26 protein-coding genes and 2 riboswitches are annotated in these 24,933 nt (G+C 68.9%); of the genes, 20 read left to right on the forward strand and 6 right to left on the reverse strand.

Features of this window, described 5'->3' with window-relative positions; genetic code table 11:
• Positions 1-82: 82 nt before the first annotated feature.
• A complete protein-coding gene (locus ACIBTM_RS28890; protein ID WP_395880292.1) occupies positions 83-910 on the forward strand; it encodes an LLM class F420-dependent oxidoreductase in 828 nt (275 codons plus the stop codon).
• Positions 911-928: 18 nt separating this feature from the next.
• Here the strand turns inward: ACIBTM_RS28890 and ACIBTM_RS28895 are convergent, their stop codons facing one another.
• Positions 929-1,936 (reverse strand): prenyltransferase/squalene oxidase repeat-containing protein, encoded by a 1,008-nt coding sequence (locus tag ACIBTM_RS28895; RefSeq protein WP_395880293.1) that lies wholly within the window; start codon positions 1,934-1,936, stop codon positions 929-931.
• A 31-nt stretch (positions 1,937-1,967) separates the two neighbouring features.
• Positions 1,968-2,095, reverse strand: a riboswitch (cobalamin riboswitch).
• Between the two features lie 135 nt (positions 2,096-2,230).
• Positions 2,231-2,297: riboswitch (cobalamin riboswitch) on the forward strand.
• A gap of 103 nt (positions 2,298-2,400) precedes the next feature.
• On the opposite strand from ACIBTM_RS28895, the gene ACIBTM_RS28900 reads away from it, so the two are divergent.
• The 6 genes from ACIBTM_RS28900 to ACIBTM_RS28925 are packed head-to-tail and all read left to right on the forward strand — an operon-like array spanning position 2,401 to position 9,964.
• Complete coding sequence (locus ACIBTM_RS28900) at positions 2,401-4,875, forward strand: hypothetical protein (protein WP_395880294.1); 2,475 nt, start codon at positions 2,401-2,403, stop codon at positions 4,873-4,875.
• Positions 4,872-5,450, forward strand: coding sequence for a flagellar hook-length control protein FliK (locus tag ACIBTM_RS28905; RefSeq protein ID WP_395880295.1), 579 nt, complete (start codon positions 4,872-4,874; stop codon positions 5,448-5,450). Before ACIBTM_RS28900 ends, ACIBTM_RS28905 begins: the two co-directional genes overlap by 4 nt.
• Complete coding sequence (locus ACIBTM_RS28910; protein ID WP_395880296.1) at positions 5,447-6,382, forward strand: ABC transporter substrate-binding protein; 936 nt, start codon at positions 5,447-5,449, stop codon at positions 6,380-6,382. Before ACIBTM_RS28905 ends, ACIBTM_RS28910 begins: the two co-directional genes overlap by 4 nt.
• A complete protein-coding gene (locus ACIBTM_RS28915) occupies positions 6,382-7,497 on the forward strand; it encodes an energy-coupling factor transporter transmembrane component T (RefSeq protein ID WP_395880297.1) in 1,116 nt (371 codons plus the stop codon). The genes ACIBTM_RS28910 and ACIBTM_RS28915 overlap by 1 nt, the downstream gene beginning before the upstream one ends.
• Positions 7,494-9,089, forward strand: coding sequence for an ABC transporter ATP-binding protein (locus ACIBTM_RS28920; protein ID WP_395880298.1), 1,596 nt, complete (start codon positions 7,494-7,496; stop codon positions 9,087-9,089). The genes ACIBTM_RS28915 and ACIBTM_RS28920 overlap by 4 nt, the downstream gene beginning before the upstream one ends.
• The gene (locus tag ACIBTM_RS28925; protein ID WP_395880299.1) at positions 9,086-9,964 is read left to right on the forward strand and encodes an ECF transporter S component; all 879 of its coding nucleotides are present in this window, start codon (positions 9,086-9,088) and stop codon (positions 9,962-9,964) included. Before ACIBTM_RS28920 ends, ACIBTM_RS28925 begins: the two co-directional genes overlap by 4 nt.
• Here the strand turns inward: ACIBTM_RS28925 and ACIBTM_RS28930 are convergent.
• Positions 9,897-10,253, reverse strand: a complete 357-nt coding sequence (locus tag ACIBTM_RS28930) for a hypothetical protein (RefSeq protein WP_395880300.1) — start codon at positions 10,251-10,253, stop codon at positions 9,897-9,899. The two genes, ACIBTM_RS28925 and ACIBTM_RS28930, sit on opposite strands and share 68 nt — an antisense overlap.
• Before the next feature lie 113 nt (positions 10,254-10,366).
• On the opposite strand from ACIBTM_RS28930, the gene ACIBTM_RS28935 reads away from it, so the two are divergent.
• From ACIBTM_RS28935 to ACIBTM_RS28955, 5 genes are all read left to right on the forward strand, one after another.
• Positions 10,367-10,939, forward strand: coding sequence for a TetR/AcrR family transcriptional regulator (locus tag ACIBTM_RS28935; protein WP_395880301.1), 573 nt, complete (start codon positions 10,367-10,369; stop codon positions 10,937-10,939).
• Positions 10,940-11,040: 101 nt separating this feature from the next.
• Positions 11,041-11,619: a hypothetical protein gene (locus tag ACIBTM_RS28940; protein WP_395880332.1), complete on the forward strand. Its 579-nt coding sequence runs from the start codon at positions 11,041-11,043 to the stop codon at positions 11,617-11,619.
• A 114-nt stretch (positions 11,620-11,733) separates the two neighbouring features.
• Entirely contained in the window at positions 11,734-12,030 is a 297-nt protein-coding gene (locus tag ACIBTM_RS28945) for a hypothetical protein (protein ID WP_016335539.1), read from the forward strand.
• 294 nt (positions 12,031-12,324) lie between these two features.
• On the forward strand, positions 12,325-13,557 hold the full coding sequence (locus ACIBTM_RS28950; protein ID WP_395880302.1) for a sodium:proton exchanger: 1,233 nt from the start codon (positions 12,325-12,327) through the stop codon (positions 13,555-13,557).
• A 37-nt stretch (positions 13,558-13,594) separates the two neighbouring features.
• Positions 13,595-13,828, forward strand: coding sequence for a hypothetical protein (locus ACIBTM_RS28955; protein ID WP_395880303.1), 234 nt, complete (start codon positions 13,595-13,597; stop codon positions 13,826-13,828).
• A gap of 4 nt (positions 13,829-13,832) precedes the next feature.
• Here ACIBTM_RS28955 and ACIBTM_RS28960 read toward each other — a convergent pair whose 3' ends face one another.
• Positions 13,833-14,060 carry a hypothetical protein gene (locus ACIBTM_RS28960; protein ID WP_395880304.1) on the reverse strand — a complete coding sequence of 76 codons (228 nt, stop codon included), beginning with the start codon at positions 14,058-14,060 and terminating at the stop codon, positions 13,833-13,835.
• Between the two features lie 244 nt (positions 14,061-14,304).
• Between ACIBTM_RS28960 and ACIBTM_RS28965 the strand changes: the two genes are divergently transcribed.
• Together ACIBTM_RS28965 and ACIBTM_RS28970 are read left to right on the forward strand one after the other, a co-directional pair.
• Positions 14,305-15,126 (forward strand): hypothetical protein, encoded by an 822-nt coding sequence (locus ACIBTM_RS28965; protein WP_395880305.1) that lies wholly within the window; start codon positions 14,305-14,307, stop codon positions 15,124-15,126.
• A gap of 15 nt (positions 15,127-15,141) precedes the next feature.
• A complete protein-coding gene (locus ACIBTM_RS28970) occupies positions 15,142-15,858 on the forward strand; it encodes a hypothetical protein (protein ID WP_395880306.1) in 717 nt (238 codons plus the stop codon).
• Between the two features lie 87 nt (positions 15,859-15,945).
• On the opposite strand, the gene ACIBTM_RS28975 is transcribed toward ACIBTM_RS28970, so the two are convergent.
• Positions 15,946-17,601, reverse strand: coding sequence for a glutamate--tRNA ligase (locus tag ACIBTM_RS28975; RefSeq protein WP_395880307.1), 1,656 nt, complete (start codon positions 17,599-17,601; stop codon positions 15,946-15,948).
• A 172-nt stretch (positions 17,602-17,773) separates the two neighbouring features.
• Between ACIBTM_RS28975 and ACIBTM_RS28980 the strand changes: the two genes are divergently transcribed.
• From ACIBTM_RS28980 to ACIBTM_RS28995, 4 genes are all read left to right on the forward strand, one after another.
• Positions 17,774-19,012 (forward strand): hypothetical protein, encoded by a 1,239-nt coding sequence (locus ACIBTM_RS28980; RefSeq protein WP_395880308.1) that lies wholly within the window; start codon positions 17,774-17,776, stop codon positions 19,010-19,012.
• Positions 19,009-20,544, forward strand: coding sequence for a substrate-binding domain-containing protein (locus tag ACIBTM_RS28985; protein WP_395880309.1), 1,536 nt, complete (start codon positions 19,009-19,011; stop codon positions 20,542-20,544). The genes ACIBTM_RS28980 and ACIBTM_RS28985 overlap by 4 nt, the downstream gene beginning before the upstream one ends.
• Positions 20,531-21,304 (forward strand): hypothetical protein, encoded by a 774-nt coding sequence (locus ACIBTM_RS28990; RefSeq protein WP_395880310.1) that lies wholly within the window; start codon positions 20,531-20,533, stop codon positions 21,302-21,304. Before ACIBTM_RS28985 ends, ACIBTM_RS28990 begins: the two co-directional genes overlap by 14 nt.
• Before the next feature lie 156 nt (positions 21,305-21,460).
• The gene (locus ACIBTM_RS28995; RefSeq protein WP_395880311.1) at positions 21,461-21,637 is read left to right on the forward strand and encodes a hypothetical protein; all 177 of its coding nucleotides are present in this window, start codon (positions 21,461-21,463) and stop codon (positions 21,635-21,637) included.
• On the opposite strand, the gene ACIBTM_RS29000 is transcribed toward ACIBTM_RS28995, so the two are convergent.
• On the reverse strand, positions 21,584-22,525 hold the full coding sequence (locus ACIBTM_RS29000) for an MBL fold metallo-hydrolase (protein ID WP_395880312.1): 942 nt from the start codon (positions 22,523-22,525) through the stop codon (positions 21,584-21,586). The two genes, ACIBTM_RS28995 and ACIBTM_RS29000, sit on opposite strands and share 54 nt — an antisense overlap.
• An 82-nt stretch (positions 22,526-22,607) precedes the next feature.
• On the opposite strand from ACIBTM_RS29000, the gene ACIBTM_RS29005 reads away from it, so the two are divergent.
• Positions 22,608-23,468: a LysR substrate-binding domain-containing protein gene (locus ACIBTM_RS29005; RefSeq protein WP_395880313.1), complete on the forward strand. Its 861-nt coding sequence runs from the start codon at positions 22,608-22,610 to the stop codon at positions 23,466-23,468.
• A 45-nt stretch (positions 23,469-23,513) separates the two neighbouring features.
• Positions 23,514-23,930: a hypothetical protein gene (locus ACIBTM_RS29010; RefSeq protein WP_395880314.1), complete on the forward strand. Its 417-nt coding sequence runs from the start codon at positions 23,514-23,516 to the stop codon at positions 23,928-23,930.
• Positions 23,931-23,934: 4 nt separating this feature from the next.
• Here ACIBTM_RS29010 and ACIBTM_RS29015 read toward each other — a convergent pair whose 3' ends face one another.
• Complete coding sequence (locus ACIBTM_RS29015; protein ID WP_395880315.1) at positions 23,935-24,840, reverse strand: glutaminase; 906 nt, start codon at positions 24,838-24,840, stop codon at positions 23,935-23,937.
• Between the last annotated feature and the right edge of the window lie 93 nt (positions 24,841-24,933).

Below are 24,933 nucleotides of genomic sequence, written 5' to 3' on the forward strand. Positions count from 1 at the left end.
GGCAGCCGCTCACTCGGCCGGGGCCGGGCCTCGTTCCGCGACAACGGGAATACCCGCCCCGTGCCCGAGGTCGTAGCCGAGTATGGACTTCGGTATCGCGACCTCAGTGACCGACGAAGGAATCCGGCCGCACGTACTGGCCGCCGCGTTGGAGGAGAAGGGCTTCGACTCCCTCTACCTCCCCGAACACTCCCACATCCCGGTCAGCCGGGAGAGTCCGTACCCCGGCGGTGAGCTGCCGCGGGGTGCCCTCCGCAATCTCGACCCCTTCGTGGCACTGGCCGCCGCCGCGACGGTCACCTCGAACCTCCGCCTCGGCACCGCGGTCGCCCTGATGATCCAGCGCGACGTGCTCTACACGGCCAAGGAGATCGCCAGCCTCGACCTGCTTTCCAACGGACGGGTGATCTTCGGCGTCGGGGTGGGCTGGAACATCGAGGAGATGCGCAACCACGGTGTCGACCCACGGACCAGGGGAGCGCTGCTGACCGAGCAACTCCAGGCCCTCAAGGAGGTCTGGACCAAGGACGAGGCGGAGTTCCACGGCGAGCACGTCGACTTCGACCCGGTCTTCTCCTGGCCGAAACCGGTACGGAAACCGCATCCGCCGATCTACGTCGCCGGTCAGGGCCCCGCGGGACTCAAGCGGCTCGCCGAACACGCCGATGGCTGGCTTCCCCATTCCGTGACACCGCCGGAGGAATTGCGCCGCGTCCGGTCCTGGCTCGCCGATCAAGGGCGTGAAGACGTCCGGATCAGTGTGTTCGGCGCTCCGGCCGATCCCGGGCTGTTGCGGCGCCTCGCGGACGCGGGGGCCGACGAGGTCTCACTCATCCTGCCCACGTTGCCGGAAGCCGAAACCTTGGAGCGTCTCGACGAGCTGGCAGCGGTGATCGGGCGACTCCGCTGAACCACCCGTGGTCTCACGTCACGGGCAGGCGAGCACCGGGGCCTGCGGACGGCCACCGCCGTGCAGGTCGCTCAGCGGAACCCTGGCCAGGCCGAGGATCGCCTGCGCGGTCGCGCGCGGGGCGGTCGACGGGTTCAGGCCCGTGGCGTCGTAGGCGATCGCGCCGCGGTCCGCCTCGGCGCCGGCGCAGCCGGTCTGCAGCGACCGCAGGAATTCCCGCGCCTTGATCGCGGCGGCGGGACGGTGGCCGGCCAGCGCTTCCGCGGCGAGGCCGGTGCTGTTGGCGTTGGGCGCGTTCGTGCCGACGCCGAAGCCGCCGTTCGCGTGCTGCTTCGTGACCAGCCACGAGGTGCCCTCGCCGGCGTTCACCGGGTCGCCGGTGGCGCGCAAGGCCTGCACGACCGTCGCGGTCGCGTCGACGTCGCTCGTGCACGTCGCTTCGCCGAAGTTCAGCGGGAAACCGCCGTCCGCGCACTGGGTTCCCGCGAGGAACGTCACGGCGGGCGCGGGGGCGCCCTCGGGCGTGCGGTCCAGCGCCAGCAGGGCGAGCGACTGCGAGAGCGCGTTGGAGTAGTCGCCGTACTCGGACCGGTCGGAGAACCGGCCGGACGGCGTGAGCAGCGAAAGCAGGCCCGCCTTCAGGTCGACACCGCCGAACGACGCCGGGTTCTTGTCCCGGATCTGCGCGGCGAGCATCAGTTTGGCGTGCGCGCCCGCGTAGGACTCGGTGCCACCGCCGACGTAGCCGGTGGTGATCTCCGGCTTCGCCAGCCAGTCGATCGCCTTGCCCGCGTTCGTGTCCGACACCCCGGCCGCGGCGAACGCGAAGATCGCGTCGATCGTCAGGCCCTGGTCCGGGAACTTCTGGCCGCCGAAGTCGGCCTCGAACCGTTCCCCGTCGGTCATCTGCCTGGCGAGCCAGCCCGCGGCGGCGTCCGCCTTGTCCCGGGTGGCCGCGGCCGCCGCCGGGGCGGCGACCAGCCCGATACCGCACAGCAGGGCGACAGCGAAAACCAAACGTCTCATGAGAACCCTTTCCCGCATTTCCACGACAGGAGTCGGTGACACCGCGCGACGTGGGTGACCGGGCTCGCCTGGAAGGCACACCGTTGCGGGACAGCGCCGGACTCTCACCGGACTTCCCCCACGACCGCGCTGAATCGGACGAGGAGAAGACTCTCACCCCGTGCGAGTGCCGGACACCGCCGGGTGCCGGATGCCGATGTGATCCTGGTGACCGACCTGGTCAGCGGTGCCTGCCGGAGGTGATCGGGTGTTAACCTCGGCTGGCTCGACAACTGAACACCGCCGCCCGTGACGGGGAAGCCGGTCGAAATCCGGCGCTGTCGCGCAACCGTGGGCCCTTCGCAGGGCGAGCCGGGATACCGAACGGGCGGATGAACGAACAAGAGAGTCCGAACCACTGTCGCGATAAACAGGGGTGACTGCGGCGTCCCGCGCTGTCCTCCGTCGTACCGCAAGGAGGAGTCATGCGCCGCGGGTACCTGGCCGCGTCGGCGTTCGCCGTCAGCGTCGCCATGATCGCCGCACCGCTCAGCGGGACGGCGACGGCCGCGAATGATCCAGGCGCGGCGAAGGTGAATTCCCGCTGGCTCGCGACGAAGCTGAAGCCGGACGGCACACTCGAGAACCCCAACGGCGGCTCACTGCCCGACCACGGCCTGATGCTCGACGTGCTCTTCGCGATGTACGCCGCGGGCGAAGGCACGGGGGCCGAGCCGATCGTGAAGTTCCTCGACGACCAGGGCCACGCCACCGACTACTTCACCTGGGACGGGCTCGCTCCCGGCGCCGGGTACGACAAGATCATCGTCGGCGGCGCCTTGGCGAAGACGCTGGTCGCCGCGCAGGTCTCCGGCCGGAACCCCAGGAACTTCGACGGCTACGACCTGGTCGCCGAGACCCAGGGCGCGATCATGCGCAAGGGCCCCGACAAGGGCCGGATCAGCGATTACGCCAAGGATCCCGCGCTCGCCGACGCGGTGAGCAACAACGCGAACATGTTCGGTCAGGCGCTCGGGGTGATCGGCCTCGCCGCCGCGGGCGTGAACGACCGGCTCGCCATCGACAAGCTGCTGACCCAGCAGTGTTCCGAGGGCTACTTCCGCGTCCTTTTCTCCTCCATCCCGACGAAGGAGACCGGCGACCACGTCACCCCGGACGGCCGCAAGATCTCGACCTGCGACGAGGGCAAGCCGCTCGGCCTGTCCCCGACCGACGGTGACGCCACCGGCCTCGCCCTCTCGGCGATGCTGGCCGCGAAGAAGGCGGGCGCGGCCGGTCTCGACGCCCCGATCGCCAAGACCGTCTCCTGGCTCAAGGCGAACCAGGCGTCCGGCGGAGGCTGGGGCGGTGGTGTCGGCACCGAGGCGCCGAACACCAACAGCACCGGCCTGATCGTCCAAGGGCTCGTCGACGCCGGCGGCGCGGACGCGGCGGTGGACAAGGGTGTGCGGTACCTCAAATCCGCGCAGGCGAACGCCGCGGCCGACTCCGGGAACAAGCTCGCGGGCGAGCTCGGCGCGATCGCCTACGACCCGGCTTCCTACGAGGCCGCGCGTTCCTCCGGTATCACCGGCCTCGACACCTGGATCCGCGCGAGTGCCCAGGCTTCGCTCGGGTTGTCCCAGGTCGGCTTCTACTCGCTCGCGAAGGGCGACGGTCCGCCACCGACCACGGGCGTCCCGGGAACCCCGGCTCCTACGACGCAGCCGCACAAACCCGCTCCGAAGACCACGGCGCCGAAACCCAAGAAGTTCGTCACGCCCAGGGCGTCCACCGGCGCCCGGGTGTCGACGGCGGCGACGACGATCACCATCCCCGCCGACGCGACACCGGCGGCCCGCCTCGGCGCCTACCTGACGAACCGGCTCGTCGGCGGCGACCACGTCGAGGTCACCGAGGACGGCAAGACCTACGTCGACTACGACGCCACCGCCGATCTGGTGCTGGCCTTACGGGCGCTGGACCAGCAGCCGGACGCGGTCGCCCGCGCTTCGCAGTTCCTGCTGAAGCCGGAGGCCGTGCGGGCCTACGCTCACGGAGCGCCGTACGAGCAGGCTGAGGCGTCGTACGCCGAACCGCTCGCGAAACTCGTGCTCGTCGCCGAATTCGCGAAGTCGGACGTCGCCGGGCCCTTGCGCGCCGATCTGCTGAAACTGCGCGGTGCCGACGGCGAGTTCACCGACACCGGATCGTTCGCCGACGCCGACCGGACGGTCGAGCGGCACGCTTGGGCGGTGCTCGCCACCGCCGCCGATCCCGGTCCCGCGGTCGAACTGCTCCTTTCCCGCCAATGTGCCGACGGAACCTTCCCGAAGCACCTCGACACCGCGGAGTGCGGTTCCGGCGACCTCGCCGCGACCGCCGCGGCGGTCACCGCGCTGGCCGCCCGTCCGCATACCGAGGCCGCGCCGCCGACCAGGCGGCCGGACGGCTGGACCGAACGGCGCGTGTCGGCGTTCGTCTCCGCGGTGGGCGCCCTTGGCGTCCGGCCGGACGCCAAGGGCATGGTGACCGGCGAGGGCGGTGAGGCCGACGTCGCGCTCAGCGCGGCCGTCGCCGCCGCGCGGCAGATCGCCGGCCTCGACGCGAGCGGAACCGCGCGATCGCTCGGCGAACTCGTCAAGGCGGACGGCGGGTTCGCCAAGGGATCCGGCGGAGAGACCGATTTTTCGACCAGTTCGGCCGCCGCTCAAGGGATCGCGGGCCGATCTTGGCTCACCGCGGCGGATTCGCCGCTGTCACCCGCGATCCGGCTTCCGCTGACCGAAGCGCATTCCGCCGCCTCCGGTACGCAGGTGCTGGCCGCGGCACAGTCCGACGCCCAGCCGGGATGGCTGATCTGGGTGGTCGCCGGGCTGGCCGTGCTGTTCCTGTCCGCCGCGATCACGCTCGTCTTCGTACTTCGTCGTTTCACCGAGAAAAAGGGGGTAACACCATGAAGAGACTGCTCGCCGTCACGACCGTCCTCATCGGACTGATCGGGCTGTCCGCCGCACCCGCGAACGCGGTCGACACCACCAAGGGCTACAACGGGATCTGCACCGGCGCCGACGCGCTCACCGGGGTCACGGTCGTGGTCGATTTCCAGGAACTGGACGGCAACGGCGGGACCGCCGCGCCGACGATCACCCGCTGCTCGCCCAACGCCGCGCCGGGCACCGCCCGCACGGGTATCAAGGCGTTGCAGGACGCGGGGATCGCGGTCGCCGGTACCGCACGCTGGGGGCTCGGTTTCGTCTGCCGTCTGGAAGGACGGCCGTCCGCGACGGAGACCCTCCCGCTGTCGACCAACCCGAACTACAAGGAAGCGTGCGTCACCACCCCGCCCGCGGGCGCGTACTGGGGTTACTGGCACGCCGACGGTTCCGGTTCCACCTGGACCTACAGCAGCTCGGGCGCCCTCAACCGCAACGTCGTCCCGGGTGGTTTCGAAGGCTGGTCGTTCTCGCTGAACAAGTCCGCGACGACCAACCCGCCGCCCGGCGTCACGCCGAGGAACCCGGCCATCCCGTGAAACGGCTTTTCGGAGTGGTGGCGGCGGTCTTCCTGATCGCCGCCACGGCGCCGTCCGCGCACGCCGTCGATCAGGGCAAGGGATATCCCGGGTTCTGCAAGGACGCCACCGGGGTCACCGTCATCGTCGACTTCCAGCAGCTCGGCGGCACGACCATCGTGCGCTGTAATCCCCAGACCACCCGCGGCACCGGGCTGGACGCGCTCAAGGGCGCCGGTTTCCAGATCGCCGGGGTCCAGCGCTGGGGTGAGTCGTTCGTTTGCCGGGTCGAGAACCGCCCGTCCGCGGCCGAGAACATCCCCGTGGCGGGCCGCGGGGACTACCGGGAGCCGTGTGTCGACACGCCGCCGGCTCAGGCCTATTGGTCCTACTGGCACGCCTCGAACAACTGCGCCTGGGACTACAGCCAGTGGGGCGTCAAGAACCGTGACTTCATCCCGGGTGGTTTCGAGGGCTGGTCGTTCTCCCTGAACGCCACTACCCAGAGCAACCCGGTCCCGCGGGTTTCCGCCGTCCGGCCGGGCACCGAGAGCCAGCCCTGTGTACCGCGCGAGGAGGCGAAGCCGGTCACCGGCGACCCCGGTGAGCGGCAACAGCGACCGCCGTCGGGAAACGGACCGCAGGCCGACGGGTCTCAGCCGACGACGGGTGCCGAACCCGGCGCTGGAGAGGTTCCGGCCGCGGGTCCGAGTTCCGGCGCGCTGCCGCCGCCCAAGCCGCGCCCGAGTGCTTCGGCGCGGCCGAAGGCCCAGGACCCGTCGATGAACGTCGCGTTCACCGGCGGGGAGAACGCCGAGGACGTCAACGCGGTCATCGAGCGCGAGTCCGGGGCCAGCGACTGGGCGCCCTGGGCGGCCGGTGCCGCGGTACTGGCGTTGTGCGTGGCAGGATTCCTGGTGGCACGCAGACGCAAACGCGCACAAGGAGCTTGATGACGTCCTACTTCCTGCCGCGCGATCTGCATCCGGCCGCGTGGTGGGTGTGGGCACTCGGGCTCGCCGTCGCGGCGACCCGCACGACGAACCCGTGGCTGCTGCTGACCATCGTGGCCGTCGCGGGGTACGTCGTCGTGGCCCGCCGCGGTGAGGCGCCGTGGGCGCTGGCGTTCCGGCTCTACCTGTACCTCGGCGCGTTCATCGTCGCGATCCGCGTGTTCTTCCGCGTCGTGTTCGGTGGCGCCGAGGGGTCCACGATCCTGCTGAGGCTGCCCGAGATCCCGCTGCCGGAATGGGCGGCGGGTATCCGGCTCTTCGGCGACGTCTCGGCGGAATCGTTGCTGGGCGGGCTTTACGACGGGATGCGGCTGGCGACGATGGTGATCTGCCTCGGCGCGGCCAACGCGCTCGCGAACCCGAAACGGCTGCTCAAGGCGATGCCGCCGGCCCTGTACGAGGTGGGGACGGCGGTGATCGTCGCGCTGTCGGTGTTCCCGCAGCTCGCCGAGAGTGTGCTGCGGGTCCGGCGGGCCCGCAGACTGCGCGGCGGTTCGGGCAAGAAGAAGGTGAAGGCGCTGCACACCATCCTCATCCCGGTGCTGGAGGACGCGCTTTCCCGCTCGCTGCAGCTCGCCGCCTCGATGGACTCACGCGGCTACGGCCGCGCGGGGATGGTCGAAGCGCGGGCGAGGCTGATCACGGGAACGCTGATGATCACCGGCCTGATCGGCGTCTGCGTCGGCGTTTACGCCACTTTGGACGGTTCGACGCCCCGCTACCTGGCCGCACCGGTGCTTTCCGCCGGGGTCGTGATCGGGCTGATCGGGTTCTGGTCGGCGGGCAAGCGGGTCCGGCGCACGCGTTACCGGCCGGATCGCTGGCAGCCGCCGGAAATCGTCGTCGCCCTGAGCGGGGTCGCCGTCGCGGCCATCCTGTTCACGACGTCGGAGGTGAACCCGATGAACATGAACCCGTCGCTGATCGGCCTGTCCTGGCCGTCGCTGTCGTGGGTGCCGTTGTTCGGGGTGCTGATCGGCGTGCTGCCCGCGTTCCTGACCCCCGCCCCCGAACCCCCTTACGCCGCACTCGAAGAAAAAGAAATGCACGCATGATCGAACTCGACCACGTCTCCTTCACCTATCACGGCCGCGCCGAACCGGTGCTGTCCGACGTGACGCTGTCCATCGGTGAAGGCGAACTCGTGCTGTTCGCGGGCCGGACGGGGGCGGGCAAGTCGACTCTGCTCGGCACGATCAACGGTCTCGTCCCGCATTTCACCGGCGGTCACCTCGAAGGCACGGTCTCCGTCGACGGCGTGACGACGCGGTCCCGGCCGCCGCGCGAGTTCGCGCATCTGGTCGGTGTCGTCGGCCAGGACCCGCTTGCGGGCTTCGTCACCGACACGGTGGAGGACGAACTCGCCTACGGCATGGAGCAACTCGGCCTGAGCCCGCAGGTGATGCGCCGCCGGGTGGAGGAGACCCTCGACCTCCTCGGCATCGCGGAACTGCGCAGGCGCGCGCTGCGGACGCTGTCCGGCGGACAGCAGCAACGGGTGGCGATCGGCGCGGTGCTCACCACCCATCCCCAGGTGCTCGTGCTGGACGAACCGACGTCGGCGCTGGACCCGACCGCGGCCGAGGAGGTGCTCGCGACGCTGGCCAGGCTGGTGGAAGACCTCGGCACGACGGTGCTGATGGCCGAGCACCGGATGGAACGCGTGATCCCGTTCGCCGACCGGATGATCCACGTCCCCGGCACCGGGGGAGTGATCGACGGAACGCCGCCGGAAGTGCTGAAGGACATGCCCATCGCGCCGCCGATCGTCCACTTGGGACGGTTGGCGGCCTGGGATCCGCTGCCGATGTCGGTGCGCGATGCCCGGCGGCGCGCTTCGTCGCTGGCGCTGGGGGCTCCGCCCGCGCGAAGCACGATCGAGGGCGAAGAGTTGCTGTCCGCGTCCGGTGTCGTCGTGCGCTACGGGCCGAAGGTGGCGGTGCGGGAGGTCGATCTGAACCTGCGCGCCGGCGAGGTGCTGGCGATGATGGGGCGCAACGGTTCCGGCAAATCGTCTCTGCTGTGGGCGGTACAGGGTTCCGGTCCCCGGCAGGGTGGCAAGGTCACCGTCGGAGGCAAGGATCCGAAGACGCTGAGCAGCGCCGCGGCACGCGCGCTGGTCGGGATGGTGCCGCAGACCGCGAGCGATCTGCTGTACCTGCAGACCGTCGCCGCCGAATGCGAAGCCGCCGACGCGGAATCGGGTGCGGAGCCGGGGCACTGCCGGGAACTGCTCGACAGGCTCGCTCCGGGTATCGATCCCGCGTCGCATCCACGTGACCTTTCGGAGGGGCAGCGTCTCGCACTCGTGCTGGCGGTCCAGCTGTCGGCCGCCCCGCGGATCATGCTGCTGGACGAACCGACCCGCGGCCTCGACTACACCGCGAAGGCGGCGTTGGCGCGGATGATCGCTTCGCTGACGGCCGAGGGCAAGGCGATCGTCGTGGCCACCCACGACGTCGAGTTCGTCGCGACGATCGCGCACCGGGTGATCGTGATGGCGGAAGGCGAGGTCGTCTCGGACGGCCCGACCGGTGAGGTGCTCGGCGGCTCCCCGGCGTTCGCCACGCAGATCGCGAAGATCCTCGGCGAACCCTGGCTCACCGTCGAAGAGGTCCGGTCGGCGCTTCCGCAGGAGGTGCCATGACCATGACGGCCCCGGCGGTCCGGCTCGGCCCCCGCTCGGCGACGGTGCTCGGCCTCGCGTCGCTGGCGGGGCTGATGATGTTCGTCTGGCCGCTCCTGGTCCGCGTCGAGCCGCAGTCGATGCAGCACGGCCCGGACGCGCCGTTCGTGTTCATCGGGATCCTGCCGATCCTGATCGTCATCGTGCTGGCCGAGATGTCCGAAGGCGGCATGGATTCCAAGGCCCTCGCGATGCTCGGCGTGCTGTCCGCGGTGAACGCCGCCCTGCGGCCCCTCGGCGCGGGGACCGCCGGCATCGAGACCGTGTTCTTCCTGCTGGTGCTGGCCGGGCGGGTCCTTGGCCCCGGCTTCGGTTTCGTGCTGGGCTGTACGTCGATGTTCGCTTCGGCGCTGCTGACCGCCGGGGTCGGGCCGTGGCTGCCGTTCCAGATGATGTGCTCGGCGTGGATCGGGATGGGCGCCGGACTGCTGCCCCGCCGCGTCACCGGCAAGGCGGAGATCGCGATGCTGGTGGCGTACGGGATCCTGGTCGCGTACCTCTTCGGATTCCTGATGAACCTGTGGTTCTGGCCGTTCATCACCGACGCCGAAGTGCCGTACCACGACGGGCACATCTCCTACGTGCCCGGCGCCCCGCTGCTGGAGAACCTGCACCGCTTCGCCGTGTTCACCCTGCTGACCTCGACGGCGGGCTGGGACACCGGCCGCGCGATCACCAACACGGTGGCGATCCTGGTGCTGGGGCCCGCCGTGCTCGCGACGTTGCGCCGGGCTTCGCGGAAGGCTTCCTACGGTGTGCTTCCGTCGTTCACCGAGCCTGCTTCCGGCGCAGGACGTGGACGGCCACGGCGAACGCCACTCCCACGGCCACGATGATCGCGGCGAACGCGGGATGCATGTCCTTGGACAGGCTTTGCGCTCGTTCGGGGCCGATCGCCCAGAGCGCCAGGGGAGTGGCGTAGGCCGCGGTGAGGGCGATCGCGCCCCAGCGGAGCGGTTTGAGCCGGGTGTCGCGCAAAGTGCCGATCAGGACGAGGGCGACCGGGACGATGGCGAGCATCGCGAACTGGCCGGCGACCATGATCGGTACGGCCCAGGCCGAGACGATGACGGTACGCGGGGCGCGGCGGACGGTGGTTTCGCGGTCGAGCGTCTGGGTGGACATCGTTTCCTCCGGTTAGCGTTAGCTATGATTGCGATAGTTAGAAGCTATAACCCGAAGCGGTGAGTGTCAATAGGGAAAGTGATAGCCTCTAACTGAACGGAAGGAGGTGGCCGGTGGAGACCTCGCGTGAGCGGTACCGGGCCCAAGTGCGCGCGGAGATCAAGCGGCACGCGTGGGAGCAGCTGGCCACGACGGGCGTGTCCGCGTTGTCCCTCAACGCGATCGCCAAGCATGTGGGCATGAGCGGCCCCGCGCTGTACCGGTACTTCCCCTGCCGCGACGACCTGATCACGGACCTCGTCCGCGACGCCTACCGAAGTCTCGCCGACGCCGTCCAGGCGGTGGCCAGGCCGGGCAGCGTGGCCGAAGTCGCCTGCGCGATCAGGGAATGGGCGCTGGCGGATCCGCAGCGATACCTGTTCGTCTACGGAACGCCCATCCCCGGCTACCGCGCGCCCGGCGACACCACCGAGATTTCGAACGAGATCATGGCCGTGCTGCTCCGGGTGCACGCGGCGGAGGCGGACGACGGCCGGGTGTTTTCTCGTGTCGTCACCTTCTGGACCCGTATTCACGGCGTTCTGTCACTCGAACTCGCCGGGCACTTCGACGGCATGGGGTTCGACCCCGCTCTGCTGTTCGCCGCCGAGGTCGATTCGTTGTCCATAAAGGACATTTCCCGCTGAGTGGGGCATCGTCGACCGCTTTTGGCGCTGTGCGGTGGTTTTCGTGCTCGCTGTGCTAGCTTCCGGGGATGCGCGGAGGATCCTGGATTCGTACGCTCGCGGTGGTCTCGTCGATGCTCCTGGCCGCACTGATCGGCCCCGGCGCCGTCGCGAACGCGTCCGGCGGGCACGGCTGTGAATGCGCCACTCCGTCGATCGACCGGTTGCAGCAATGGCTCGCCTCCGGTGAGGGCGCCACGCTGCCGCCGACCGGCAGCCTGCTCGTCCGCGAGCGTGGCGGTTACGCGGCCAAGGTGGCCTTCCTCAACGCCGAGTGGCATGTGGTCGTCGTCTGGCTGGGGAATCGGTTCGAAGCGCAGGCCGATCTCTCGAAATCCGCCGGGTTCTGGATGACTTACAGCGCGACCGACGACCTCTACGTCCAGCTGCGTCCCGCCTCGCATTGGAGTGGCGGGGACAAGTGGCTCACGAAGGTGCCCTCGACCGGCGGGAAGATCGTGAAGAAGTTCTTCAGCTTCAAGCCCGGCGCCTGGACGACGCTGCCCGAGCTGGGTACGCCCGGCTACTCCTTCGCCTCGGCGCTCACCGAGGCGCGCGGCCTGGTCTTCGTCGGCAAGACACCGAACAAGCTCGACTTCCGCGGCCTCTCGATCGATCGCTACCGGCCGCCCTGTCTCTGAACGCACCTCGGTCTTTCACCTGTCCGAGCGGCGGCCATCGCGCACCGTGCCCGATTTGTCCTGTACGGTGAACTTTCAGCCGCCTTCGCAAGACCGATCCGAGGAGTACCCCTGATGAGCCTGTTCGACTCGCTGAAGGAAAAGGCCGCCGAACTGCTGGGCGGCGCGGGCGACAAGGTCAGCGAACTGACCGGCGTCGACCTTTCCGGCGCCGCCGACCAGGTCACCCAGGCGACCGGTGGGCTGGCCGAAACCGGTCAGGGCCTCGCCGAGAGCGCCACCACCGCGGGGCAGGACGCCGTCGACTCGGCCACCGCGGCCGGTCAGGGCGTCGTCGACTCGACCGGTGCGCTCGGCGACGCGGCCACCGGACTGGCAGGCGACGTGATCGACCCGAACGCCCGGGGCTGACCGCCCCCGGACTCCCCGGTATCCCGTGGATACCGGGGAGTTCGTCATTTCGGGCGCTGTGATCAGCGGCACTCCCGGTTTCAGGGTGTCCGGACGACGGTGCGGAGAGCGCGGTGTCGTCCCGCTGAGACCTGAGGAGCGTCTTGGCGGACAGGCCAGGGTGCTCCGGTGGGACGTCTTCCGGTTTTCGGCATGACGATCTTCGGTTTTCCTTGTTCCGCAAGGGAATTCTCGCCGGAAGGGCGGATGGGGAAACGGTTGTGGTAACCCGTCCGCGGCCGCGACGCTCGGTTGGTGATCTTCAACCGACTGAGGCCCGTCGGCCTGTGCGCCGGTCTCACCGTGCCCGCGCTTCTCCTGCGGTTCACCGGCACCGAACCGGGTGCGCCGGCCGGGCTCCTGCTGTTCGGCCTCGCCGTCGTGGCGGCCTCGTTCCTGCTCGCCTGGGCGGCCGAAGCCGCGCAGGTGGACATCTCCGGCGGCCTCGCGATCGCCGTGCTGGCCGTCATCGCGGTCCTTCCCGAGTACGCGGTGGACCTGTACTTCGCTTACACGGCCGGCTCGAATCCCGAGTACATCGCCTACGCCGCGGCGAATATGACCGGTTCCAACCGGCTGCTGCTCGGCCTCGGCTGGTCCGCCGTCGTGCTGGTCGCCCTCGCCGTCGCGAAGAAACGCGGCGGTGTCACCGTCCGCGAGCTGATCCTCGGCGCGCCGTACCGGATCGAGCTCGGTTTCCTCGCGATCGCCTCGATCGTCGCGTTCGTCATCCCCGGAACCGGGCAGATCTCGCTGGTCCTCGGCTTCGCGTTGCTCGGTTTCTTCGTGTTCTACCTTTGGAAGGTCTCCCGCGCCGAACCGGGTGAACCCGAACTGGTCGGTCCGGCCGCCATCCTGGGCGCGCTGCCCCGGCGGTCCCGCCGGATCGTCGTGACCGCGCTGTTCGTGTTCGCGGCCGTGGTGATCCTCGCCAGTGCGGAACCGTTCGCGCACAACCTGATCGCCGTCGGGACGGAACTGGGCGTCGACCGGTTCCTGCTCGTGCAATGGCTCGCGCCGCTGGCGTCGGAGGCGCCGGAGTTCATCGTGGCGATCCTCTTCGCGCTGCGTGGCAAGGGCGACGCGGCGATCGGCACCCTGCTTTCCAGCAAGGTCAACCAATGGACGCTGCTCGTCGGCAGCCTGCCGATCGCCTACGTCCTCGGCGGCGGGGGATCGGCGCTGCGGCTGGACGACCGCCAGATCGAGGAATTCCTCCTCACCGCGACCCAGACCCTGCTGGGGGTCGCCGCGCTGCTCGCGTTGCGTTTTCCGCGCTGGGCCGCCTGGACACTGCTCGGCCTGTTCGCGGCGCAGTTCGTGCTGCCCGGCCAGACCGCGCGCTACGTCCTGTGCGGGGTCTACGCGCTCATCGCGCTCGCTGCCCTGATCCGCAACCGCCGCCATCTCCTGCCGACCCTGGCCGCCCCGTTCCGCCGGGCACCTGACCGGAAAAATGAGGTCCGCCCGAGTGTCGTCCGCCGCTAGTCTGGTCGGTACCGACTGATCTGTGGGGGAGCGGACGATGGCCGTGATCTGGATAGTGCTCGGGATACTCCTGCTGGTGATCGGCGTCGCCGTCGTCACCGATCTGCGCGATCGAGGGCGGGGCGGGACGCGCAAGGTCATGTTGCCGGGCTGGGTCTCACGGCGCGCCGGTTATACGGAAAACGACCTCATCCACGGTCGCTGGTCGGAAAAGTCGCCGCGTGAACAGGACGAAGAGCTTCGGCGCCGGTACAAGTCGGGCGAGGAATAGGGGATCACGCGGCGGGCCTGGTCCAGCGCCAGGCGGCGTGCAGGGCGGTGATCAGCGCCTCGTCGTCGGCGAAGGTGGGTTCTTCCCCGACCGGTATCCAAGTGCGGTCGACGATTTCGCCCTCATCGCGCCGGACCACCGAGATCCCGGGGTACGACAAGGCCGCGCGGCCACCGTCGTCGGCCACGTGGCGGGACTCCCAGCGCAGCTGGACAACGCGATCAGCGCTCATCGACCACAACTTTCCGTACTTGCGTATCAGGTAAGTCGTCTGTCGGGGCCCGCGTGTTTCACGCCCGCCTTGTGATCTGCGCCCTTCGCACCGCGGATTCCCGCGCCGGATTCGACTCTTTTCGTGAATTCCGCGAAAAGGGAGGCATTGCGCCGAGACGGTGACCCCGATCACAAAACTGCTTTCCGATCGTGGGAACATAAGGGCCAGGCTGTCGGATCCCGGAGGATGAATGCTCCGAAGAATGCGTCGCTGGCTCGAATTGCTCAGTCTCGGCGGGTTGGCGATGGCCGGCTTCGCGATCGGAATCACGGAACAGCTCGGCCTGCTCGACAAAGTCGCGCCGAAAGGCGTCACCACGCTGACCCTGATCATGGTCAGCGGTGTGGTCGTGGTGCTGCTCGTCGAGCTGACCCCGTTGCGCGCACTGGAAGACATCCGCGATCGCCTCGCCGGTCTCGACATCGACACCATCGCCACGAGCCTCCGCCGTTCGCGCTACGGCGGCGTGGTCGAAGTGCACAAACGCTTTCCGGACGACGAGTTCGCGGCACACGTCGCGAAGGCCAAACAGGTGACGATCCTGAACACCTGGATCCCCAACCTGCAGCGCCTGGAAAGGGAACTCGAAGCCGCGATCGTCGCCCGGCGCGCCGAGGTGCGGATCATGCTGCTGCACCCGAACTCGATGCTGGTGGGGCTCCGAGAGGCGGCGCTGGGCCGGAGTGAGGGCGCGGGCAACCCCTTCGTGAGCACGGGGATCGCGGAGTGCCTGGAGATACTCTCCCGGCTGCACCGGCGGCTGGCGAAGCGTCAGGGCAACCTGAAGGTGCGGGTGTTCAACTCGCAGGCCTCGGTTTCGGTGTACCGGGCCGACGGGCGCTACCTGGTCAGCATGTTCCTGCACGGCCAATTGGCGGTCAATTCGCCGCAGTTCCAGATCGAGGGCACGCACGACACCGTGCTCGGCGAACAGATCCAGCGTGAGCTCGACATGTTGTGGGACATCGGCCGCGACGTCGACCTCGCCGACTGGAACCGAAGCATCGACATGATCCGTTTCTGAGCAAGAGGTGTACTGATGCGCGAGCTCGACGAGTTCGAAGACGGTTTGATCGAGCGGTTCCGGAACCACCCGGCGCTGCGTGGCGTCACCGATCTTTCGTGGGAGGACTTCCACGCCGTCCTGGTGCAGCGCCGGTTCCTGTCGCTGGCGTTCACCATGGCCTACGACCTGGCGATCGACCTGCTCACCGACGAGCAGTCCAAACGGATCGCCAGGGTCATCGTCCGCGAGGAGTACCCGGACAACACTTCGCCCGGAAGCACACCTTCGCACCGCGAGGATCTGACGGCGGACATCCTCGCCTTGGGCGTCCCGCGCGAAGTGCTCGTGCGGTCGCGGAAGTCACTGGCCACGTCGGCCTGTCTCGACACCACCATGGAGCTGATCGCCTCGGCGGGCGACTCGAAGCACGCCGACGTCGAACTGCTGACCATCCTGCGGTTCTGGGGCGAGGTGCTGGTCTCGGTCGAGTACGGCGAGTTCTGGCGCCGGATCGGGCCGGTGCTCGGCGACAAGTCCGTCTTCTACTACCCGCACCACGTGCACGACGCGAAGTCGCGCCCGCTCGCCGCCGCGTCCCCGCTTTCGCTGACGCATTCCGACCAGCTCGGACTGCGGCTCGTGCAGCTGATCGACTCCAGCGAGGCGCGGGAGCGGTTCCGGGAGACCGAAGAGGCGGTCGTCGCGATCAAGACGGCGTTCTACGACCAGTTCCTGCGCGCTCGCCCCTGAAGTACATGAAGGCCCCCTTCCTGTACTTAGGCGCAAGGATGGGGGCCTTCATGTACTGGGGAAGGAGTCCTTCACGGACTCGATAGGTCACTCGGCCACGAGGCCGGCGAACCGGCCCAGCGTCTCCTCGCGCCCCAGCGCCTGGGTGATCGAGTGCAGATCCGGGCTCCGGGTCGAGCCCGTGATCGCGATCCGGATGATCTGCGACGCCTCCCGGATGGAGCCCGGGAAGCCTTCGGGGTTCTTCTTGAACTCCTTGGCGTTCTTCGCGAAGCCGTGCTTCGCCGCCACCTCGCGGATCTGCTGGAACCACTCCTGCCCGTCGTCGAGCTGCTGGTAGTTCCCGACGAAGTCCCGCACCACGGCCTGGACGACCGCGCGGTCGACGCCGAGTGCGGTGATCCGCTCGTCGTCGGGGCTCGCGACGGCGGCGTGCAGCTGCGGGAAGAAGAAGCCGTAGACGGCGCGGAACTCGCTCCACTTCTTCAGGTCCTTGCGCGGGTTCTCGGCGCCGTCGCGCTCGACGGCGAGCGCCCGGAGCGCGAGGTCCGGCTCGGCGTCGAGGACGGTCCGCAGCTCGGGGTCGAACCGCTCCGCCCAGCCCCGGACCTCCTCCAGGATCTCGGCGCCGGACAGCGTGGCGATGTGGTCGGCCGAGATGTCGTCGAGTTTGACCAGGTCGACCAGCGGGCCGGCGACCCCGCATTCGTCGAGGTTGATCGGCTCGGCAAGGGCCTGGTCGAGCGGCATCTCGGCGAGACGGCCGTTGGCGAGGCCGCGCAGGTAGTAGAGGACGGCCTTGGTGGGGTAGCCGGACTCGATGTAGAAGTCGACGCTCGCTTCCGGGTCCTTGCGCTTCGACAGCTTGCGCTTGCTGCCGCCCTCCTGCTTCATCAGCGGCGCGATATGCGCGTACGTGATCGGCTCGAAGCCGAGCGCGTCGAACAGCTGCTGGTGCACCGGCACCGACGAGATCCACTCGTCGCCGCGGATGACCAGGTTGACCCGCATGAGGTGGTCGTCGACGGCGTGCGCGAAGTGGTAGGTCGGCAGCCGCGGGCTCTGGTCGGAGCTCTTGAGGATGACGACGTCGTTGCGGTTGGCCTCGGCCTCCAGCGGGCCGCGGATGGCGTCGGTGAACCGGGCGCGGGCGCCGGTGTCGTCCGGCGCGCGGAACCGCACGACGTACGGGTCACCGGCGTCGAGCTTGGCCTGCACGTCGGCGGGGTCGGCGTCGCGCCAGATGGCCCACGAGCCGTAGTAGCCGGTCGGCAGCTTCGTCGCCTGCTGCCGGGCGGTGATCGCGGCCAGCTCGTCCTTCGTGGCGAAGTCGAGGTACGCGCGGCCGGAGCGGAGCAGGTGCCGGACGTAGGTCAGGTAGATCTGCTCGCGCTCGGACTGCTGGTACGGGCCGTAGTCGCCGCCGCGGTGGATGTCCTCGTCGGCGGCGAGGCCGAAGTAGGCGAAACCGCGCTCGAACTGGTCGATGGCGCCTTCGACCTCGCGGGAGCGGTCGGTGTCCTCGACCCGGACGAGGTAGCGGCCGCCGCTGCGGCGGGCGACGTCCTGGTCGATGGTGGCGACGTAGACCCCGCCGATGTGGACGAATCCGGTCGGCGAGGGGCCGAACCGGGTGACCTGGGCGCCCTCGGGCAGCTCGCGGGCGGGGTAACGCTGTTCCCAATGCTCGGGCTCGGGCAGGTCGGCGGGGAAGAGGGCGTCGATGACTGCTCGGTCCAGCATGGCGGTTCAGATCTCCCGGCGTCGTGGTGCATGGCGGTTTTCGCCACCGAAGAGCCTAACCGTCCGGCCTCCCGGCCTGGTGAGGGTGGGTCCCGAAGCCGGATCGAGACGTGCTTTTCCGTCGGTGGTCCCCGGTAAAATGGGCCTTGCCGGACATTCGGGGAGGAAATCGGTGACCACCGATAGCTCGCTTCGTGAAGAACCCCAGCTCACCATCCGACCGAAACCCTCGGCGTTCTTTCTGCGCCGTCGCTTTCTCCGTTCTTTCGGGCCCGCGCTGGCCCTGGCCGTCGGCGGCCTGATCGCCCTGCTCGTGAGCGGGACGATCGTGGTGCCGTTCCAGCAGACGCTCGTCCTGCGCGGCAAGATGGGCTCCAAATCGGATCTCTTCGAGGACGCGAAGATCCAGGAAATCCTGATGCGCCACCACATCCGCGTCCACGTGACCAGGGCGGGCTCGCGGGACGTCGCCACCCACGACCTCAGCCAGTACGACTTCGCGTTCCTGTCGGGCGAGCCCGCCGCGAGCCTCGTCCGGCGGTCGAGGGCCGATCAGTGGACGGGCAGCGCGCGGCAGCCGTTCACCAGCCCGATCGTCCTCGCCACGTATCGCCGCTACGCGGAAACGCTGGAGAGCAACAAGATCGCCACGAAACCGCAGGGAGAGCAGGAGCCGCTGTACTACACGCTGGACACCGGGAAGTTCATCGAGACCATGCGGAAGGGACAAACCTGGGACTCGCTCGGTATCAGCCGCTTCGGTGCGCAGAACGGGAACAGGGTGCTCGCCCAGACCTCGAACATCTGCGACTCCAACTCGGGCGCGACGTACCTGATCCTGCTGGCGTTCCTGGAGAACGGCCGTCAGGTCCCGGTCGTCGACCCGCAGCCGGCGGGAGCCCCCGCCGGGCCGCCGAACTTTTCGCGCGTGAAGGAACTGGCCAACCGGGTCAAACCGCTCGTGGTGGCGCAGGGCTTCCCGTCGGGGGACCTGTCGGAGTCGTACGCGAACCTGGCCGAGGGCGACAAGCCGATCGTCGTCATCTACGAGCATCAGTATCTCGCCATGCAGTTACGGGCGAAGGCGCAGAGCGGACGGCCGGACCACGACCGGGTCCTGCTGTACCCAAAGGACGACATCCTGACGAAACCCCAGTTCCTGGCGCTGAAACCGGAGGCGGAACGGCTCGGCGAACTGATCACCTTCGATCCGGATCTGCAGCGCCGCGCGATGGAGCTAGGCTTCGGCGTCGCGACCCCCGCGGGCAGCACGAAAAGCGCACGGCTGTACGACTTCCTCCGCGAACAGGGGCTGCCTGCCCCGAACATCGCCGCCGACGACAGCACCACGCCGTTGCCGGACAACCGGGTGCTTGAAGAGATGATCAAGACGGTCGGGGACTGCCCGTGAAGCGGCTCCTCGCGATCCTGTGCTGTCTGCTCCTGGTGGTCGCCGCCTGTACGAGCGGCGGGCAGAAGGTGAAGCTGCGCGTGCTGGCCAGCTCGGAACTGGCCGATCTCGGACCGATTCTCGACGACCTTCGCGCGGAAACCGGTATCGAACTGGAAATGGATTTCCGGGGGACCATCGACGCCGGGGCCTCGCTCACCCCGGGAAAGGCCACGCACGATCTCGCCTGGCTCTCCACCGACCGGTATTTCCAGCTCAAGCACCGGCAGTCCGGGGACAAGGGGGAACGGCCGCTCGCGACCAAGACCATGGTCTCGCCGGTCATCGTCGGGATCACCCCGGCGAAGGCGGCGGAACTGCGCCGCGGCAAACCCGACGGGAAGCTCTCGTGGGCGGATCTGGCGGACGCGGCGGCGGGCGGTGGCTTCCGGTTCGCGATGGCGGATCCGGCCAAGTCGACCAGCGGGCTCACGTCGCTCGTCGGAGTGGCGACGGCCGCCGCGGGCACGGGAGCGGCGCTACGCCTCCAGGACGTGAAATGCGACAAGCTCCAAGGCTTCCGCACCGGGCACACGCTGACCGCGGACACCTCGGCCGCCGTGGCCGATCGGTTCGCCGAGCGCCAGGACGTGGACGCGATCATCGGCTACGAGTCCACCTTGCTCTCACTGAACGCGAGCGGCAGGCTCAAGGCACCGCTGGAACTGGTGTACCCGCGCGACGGCATCGTCCAGTCCGACTACCCGGTCCTGCTGCTCGACCCGGCCAAACGGGAGGTGTACGACAAGGTCGTCTCCTGGCTCAGAAGCCCGGAGACGCAGAAGAAGCTGATGGAGCGGACTCTCCGTCGTCCGATCACCGGCGAAGTGGGGCTCGATCCGAGGCTGCCCGCCTCGATCGGGAACTCGCTGTACTTCCCGGACGAACAGGCCGTTGTGGACAAACTCCTCGACGACTACGCGGCCTCCGCCTCCCGCGCGCCGGGACGCGTGATCTTCGTGCTGGACTTCTCCGGTTCGATGAAGGGGCCGCGTATCGCCGCGCTCCGCGCGACCTTCGCCGGGCTGAGCGGCGGTCCGGACGGAGGGTTCGACCGCTTCTACCGCGGCGAGCGGCTCACGGTCCTCCGGTTCGGCGGGAAGATACTGGGGGACAAGGAGTTCACCATCGACGGACCCGGTGATCTCGACGCGCTGCGGGCCTTCATCGCGGCCGACGAGTTCGACGGCAACACCGCGATCTGGTCCGCGCTCGGCGAGGCATACGCGAAGGCGAGCGCCCATCGCGGCGCCGAGCCCGGCAGAGGTGTCTCGATCGTGCTGATGACCGACGGGGAGAGCAACACCGGCCCCGGCATCGAGGAATTCCTGCGCGCGCCAAGGGATCCGGGCGTGCACACGTACACCATCCGGTTCGGCGAGGCGAATCCCGCCGAACTGGAGCGCGCGGCCGTGGCCACCGGTGGCCGGATGGTCGACGCGAACACGACATCCCTGCTCGACGCCTTCAAGGAGACCCGTGGCTGCCGATAATCTGTGGTGGGACGTCTGGGGATGGTGGCTCGCGGTCTGGGTGCTGACCGTGGTCGCCTTCCTCGTCGCGATCGTCGTTTTCGTGAAGCACTGGCGCCGCGCGCGTTCCGACGGCGATCAGGGCATGATCCGGGGAATCGGCTTCTACCTGCACACGAGATCCGTGATGGGCCTCTACCAGCTGCATCGCTACAACGAGGCGCTGGAACAGGAGGTCGAGAAGCGGACGAGCCGGGGCTGGCGGTTCTGGGGTTCGGGCGGATTCGGTCCGCTGAAAGGGGAATCGGAGCGCACCGACACCGACGAGGAGTTCCGGCGGTACATCCGCAAGGCCGAACCGATCACGGTGATCGGCATCGTGACGAAGGTGCTGGAGAAGCACCACGACATCGTCTACGTCGATTTGACGAAGCAGGAATTGGTCCACAATCGGGCGCTGGTGAAGGAACTCGGCTGGGCCGACGGTCCCGAGAGCACCCGGCAGGTCAAGACCCGGCTGCGTGGTGTCGAGGCGTTCGTCTCCGTGAAGGGCCTGTTCCGTAAACGCTCCCAGACCGACACCGAGACGGTTTTCGTGGCTCCGTACGGGAATCCGGACGATCCGGAGCGGAGCAGGCGGATCCGGTTCACCTGTGTGACCAGCGATCTGCGGGACTCCGCGCCCGCCGGCGCGTTCCGGGCGCGATGCCTCGGCAAGGTCGAGGACTGGGACCCCGAAACCGGGGAACTCGTCGTCCATCCCATCGCGATCTTCAAGTAACCGACCGCGGCAGGCTGCTCCACTCGCGTCCTCGGTCTGACACGAGTGGAGCAGTCGAAAGCCACACGTCGTCCGTGTCGCTTCGCACTGTCGGCACCGGGGCCCGAACCTGCACGATTTCGGTATCCAACACCGCAGGTTCGAGGGAGATCTTCCATGAAGACCACCGTTTCCGACGATATCCGCAGCTTCTTCACCGACTCTGGCATCGATGTCACCGCGGCCGGGCAGGCCGAGGTCGAACTCGTGATCGACCACTTCGACAACTGGAAGAACGCGTCAAGCGGAGGTGCCTTCGGCTGCTTCACCGGCGCCTGCTGTCTCATGGCCTGAATGGTCGGCGCAGAAGCAACCGACCCCCTTCGCGATCCAATCGCGGCCTTCCCACTCGGGGTGGCGTTCGATCATCAGCGCTTCGACCTCCGCGGCGATGGTCTCTTCGGGGAGAGCCGAGTCGCGCCGCTTCCAGGTCTCGTCGCGCAGCAGTTCGAGGTATTCGCGGACGTCGGTCAGGATCCGGCGTCCGGAGACGTCGCCGTGGCCAGGGACGACGAGGTCCGGTCCGGCGGCGGCCAGCCGTCCCAGCACTTCGATCCAGCGCCGTCCCGAGACATCGGTGTCGTACGGCGGGAACCACGGGAAGATCGAGAACTGCCCGGTCTCGACCAGATCCCCGGTGAACAGCACCCCCGAGTCGGGCACGGTCACCACCTGATCACCCTTGCTGTGGGCGCGACCGGTGACCGCCAAACGCACGACCCGCCCGCCGAGGTCGAGGTCGTACGAGTCGTCGTAGACCACGTCGGGGGTGGTCAGGGCGACGCCTTCCAGTGCCCGTGCGACCGGAGCGCCGAGGCCGCGGAACATCTCGAGATAGCCAGGTCCTTTGTGGACCAGGTCCGCGGCCTGGGCGCTGTTGACGAGGTAGGTCGCCTCATCCGCGAAGACCTGCGCGCCGAAAGCGTGCTCGGGGTGGAAATGCGTCGTGGTCAGGTAAAGCCTGCGGCCGCGGGCGTGTTCGGCCGCGAAGGTGAGCACCTTCTCGGCGTTACGAGGACCGAGTCCGGTGTCGACGACGAGCACCGAGTGCGAGCCGCCGATGATGCCGATGTTGGGGACGAGGCCGACGCCGAGATTCGGGATCACCACGACGTCGCCGGCGATCTCCCGGGCCTGGGCGGGGTCGACGGCGGGTTCGTGCGTGAGAGGTTCGAAGGGCATGACCCCACTTTCGCGCCGGTCTCCGAGCGCCGTCCAAGACCGATCTCCACGCCCCGATACCTGATGGGTATCATCGCTGGTGATGGAGCTTCGCCTGTTGCGTTACTTCGTGGCCGTCGCCGAGGAGCGCCACTTCGGCCGGGCCGCCGCGCGGCTGCATATGACGCAGCCGCCGCTGAGCCGGGCCATCCGGCAGCTGGAGAACGACCTGGGTGTCGTCCTGCTGCTCCGGTCGGCCGCCGGCGTCGAGCCCACCGCCGCCGGAACCACCCTGTACGCAGAGGCCCGCACCCTGCTGGACCAGGCCGAACGCGCCCGAGCCCGGGTGATGGAAGCGGCAGGCCCCGCTACACTCACCGTCGGCACCCTGGCCGACGGCGCGGGGGAGGCGGGCACTCGCCTGGCCGTGGCGTTCCGGCGACGGCATCCCGAGGTCTCGATCCGTTTCCGTGAGGCGGATTTCACCGATCCCACCACCGGCCTGCGCGCCGGGCTGGCCGACGTCGCGCTGACCCGGTCGCCGTTCGACGAAACCGGCATCACCGTGCGGATCCTCCGTGCGGAACCGGTCGGGCTGGTGTTGCGCACCGGCGACCCGCTCGCCGGCCGTACGACGCTCCGGCTGGCAGACGTCGCCGATCGGCCGTGGTTCCAGCTGCCGGAGGGCACGGATCCACTATGGCGCGAGTACTGGAACGGGACGACGCCCGTCGGCGGGCGGCCGGCCGGGCCGGTGGTGCGCACGGTCGGTGAATGCCTGCAGGCCGTCCTGTGGAACGGATCGACCGGTATCGCGCCGCTCGGGCACGCCCTGCCCGACGGGCTCACCTGGGTGCCGCTGGCCGACATGCCACCGAGCCCGCTGGTCGTCGCGTGGGTGACCGAGCGGGAGAACCCGCTGATCCGCTCGTTCGCGCGGATCGCCGTGGAAGGCCACCGCTAGACCGCACCGGGGTGTAGAAACACCTGCTCCGGGGCATTCACCGGCATGCCGGACACATCTTCAGAACCCGACGAGGCGACCGTCGACGCCGTCGGGAAGCTGATCTTCGCCGTCGAAACGGTCGAACAGGCGCGTGGTCACCTGTACGCCTTCCATCACCTCACGGGAACCGCCGACTTCGCGCTCGGCGAGGCCGTCGAAGCCCTCCGGAAGGCCGGGCACGCGGAGTGGGCGGAGCGGATCCAGACCGAACTGGTCGGGCTCAACGTGCTGCCGGAGCGGTGGACCTTCCAGTTGATCGAGGAGTACGACGACGGCTACTACGCGGCCTACCGCGAGATGGCGCGCGACGTCACCGGTGACTTGACCGGCGGGCGACGGCACCTGCACGAAGAACGGATCAAACGCCGGCGGCGTACCGAAGGGCGGCCGGGACACGAGATGGGGCGGCCGAGCGGCTGAGCCGTCAGAAGATCGACCAGCCGGTCAGCGTGGTGAACCGGTCCAGCGCCGCGACACCCGCGACGGAGTTGCCGCGCGGGTCCAGGCCGGGGCTCCAGACGCAGATCGCGCACCGGCCGGGGACGATCGCGACGATGCCGCCGCCGACCCCGCTCTTGCCGGGAAGCCCGACGCGGTAGGCGAATTCGCCAGCCGCGTCGTAGGTGCCACAGGTCAGCATCACCGCGTTGACCCGCTTGGCCGCGCTCTGCCCGAGCAGCCGGGTGCCGTCGTTGCGCACACCGTGGCGGGCGAGGAACACCGCCGCCCGCGCGACGTCGCCGCAGTTCATCGCGATCGAGCACTGGCGCACGTACTGGTCGAGGACGGCGGGCACCGGATGACGCATGTTCCGGTACGACGCCATGAAATACGCGAGCGCGCGATTGCGGTCGGCGTGCCCGGCCTCCGACGCGGCGACCTCGGCGTCGATTCCGATGCCGTCGCGCCCGCTTTCCTCCCGCAGGAACCGAAGCAGTGTTTCCGCCGCGTCGCCGTGGTGCGCCAATTCGTCGGTCACCACGAGGGCGCCGGCGTTGATGAAGGGATTGCGGGGGATTCCGTCCTCGTTCTCCAGCTGGACCAGCGAGTTGAACGGGTTTCCGGACGGCTCGCGGCCCACCCGTTCCCACACCCCGTCGCCGTGGGAGAGCGCGAGCGCCAAGGTGAAGACCTTCGACATGCTCTGGATGGAGAACGGCACCTCCCAGTCGCCGACCCCGTGCAGCCCACCGTCCACTTCGGCCACCGCCATGCCGAACCGCCCGGGTTCGACCCTGGCCAGGGCGGGGATGTAGTCCGCGACGGAGCCGCGGCCGATCTCCGGCGCGACGTCGTCGGCGATCCGGTCCAGCAGCGCTGCGAGGTCCACGGCCGTAGCGTAGAAGCGCTCCTTCGCGCGCGACCATCGGGGTTCGCCGGTGAATTTGTCAAATCGAAAAGGGAAATTCCCGTAAAACCGCCG

The sequence above is a fragment of the Amycolatopsis sp. NPDC049868 genome (assembly GCF_044461365.1).
Classification (GTDB): Bacteria; Actinomycetota; Actinomycetes; order Mycobacteriales; family Pseudonocardiaceae; genus Amycolatopsis.

What these genes read in the sequence shown, in the direction of transcription:
- ACIBTM_RS28890 (WP_395880292.1), top strand. Translation starts at nt 83, where the DNA reads ATGGACTTCGGTATCGCGACCTCAGTGACCGACGAAGGAATCCGGCCG.
- ACIBTM_RS28895 (WP_395880293.1), bottom strand. Translation starts at nt 1,936, where the DNA reads ATGAGACGTTTGGTTTTCGCTGTCGCCCTGCTGTGCGGTATCGGGCTG.
- ACIBTM_RS28900 (WP_395880294.1), top strand. Translation starts at nt 2,401, where the DNA reads ATGCGCCGCGGGTACCTGGCCGCGTCGGCGTTCGCCGTCAGCGTCGCC.
- ACIBTM_RS28905 (WP_395880295.1), top strand. Translation starts at nt 4,872, where the DNA reads ATGAAGAGACTGCTCGCCGTCACGACCGTCCTCATCGGACTGATCGGG.
- ACIBTM_RS28915 (WP_395880297.1), top strand. Translation starts at nt 6,382, where the DNA reads ATGACGTCCTACTTCCTGCCGCGCGATCTGCATCCGGCCGCGTGGTGG.
- ACIBTM_RS28920 (WP_395880298.1), top strand. Translation starts at nt 7,494, where the DNA reads ATGATCGAACTCGACCACGTCTCCTTCACCTATCACGGCCGCGCCGAA.
- ACIBTM_RS28925 (WP_395880299.1), top strand. Translation starts at nt 9,086, where the DNA reads ATGACCATGACGGCCCCGGCGGTCCGGCTCGGCCCCCGCTCGGCGACG.
- ACIBTM_RS28930 (WP_395880300.1), bottom strand. Translation starts at nt 10,253, where the DNA reads ATGTCCACCCAGACGCTCGACCGCGAAACCACCGTCCGCCGCGCCCCG.
- ACIBTM_RS28945 (WP_016335539.1), top strand. Translation starts at nt 11,734, where the DNA reads ATGAGCCTGTTCGACTCGCTGAAGGAAAAGGCCGCCGAACTGCTGGGC.
- ACIBTM_RS28955 (WP_395880303.1), top strand. Translation starts at nt 13,595, where the DNA reads ATGGCCGTGATCTGGATAGTGCTCGGGATACTCCTGCTGGTGATCGGC.
- ACIBTM_RS28960 (WP_395880304.1), bottom strand. Translation starts at nt 14,060, where the DNA reads ATGAGCGCTGATCGCGTTGTCCAGCTGCGCTGGGAGTCCCGCCACGTG.
- ACIBTM_RS28965 (WP_395880305.1), top strand. Translation starts at nt 14,305, where the DNA reads ATGCGTCGCTGGCTCGAATTGCTCAGTCTCGGCGGGTTGGCGATGGCC.
- ACIBTM_RS28970 (WP_395880306.1), top strand. Translation starts at nt 15,142, where the DNA reads ATGCGCGAGCTCGACGAGTTCGAAGACGGTTTGATCGAGCGGTTCCGG.
- ACIBTM_RS28975 (WP_395880307.1), bottom strand. Translation starts at nt 17,601, where the DNA reads ATGCTGGACCGAGCAGTCATCGACGCCCTCTTCCCCGCCGACCTGCCC.
- ACIBTM_RS28995 (WP_395880311.1), top strand. Translation starts at nt 21,461, where the DNA reads ATGAAGACCACCGTTTCCGACGATATCCGCAGCTTCTTCACCGACTCT.
- ACIBTM_RS29000 (WP_395880312.1), bottom strand. Translation starts at nt 22,525, where the DNA reads ATGCCCTTCGAACCTCTCACGCACGAACCCGCCGTCGACCCCGCCCAG.
- ACIBTM_RS29005 (WP_395880313.1), top strand. Translation starts at nt 22,608, where the DNA reads ATGGAGCTTCGCCTGTTGCGTTACTTCGTGGCCGTCGCCGAGGAGCGC.
- ACIBTM_RS29010 (WP_395880314.1), top strand. Translation starts at nt 23,514, where the DNA reads ATGCCGGACACATCTTCAGAACCCGACGAGGCGACCGTCGACGCCGTC.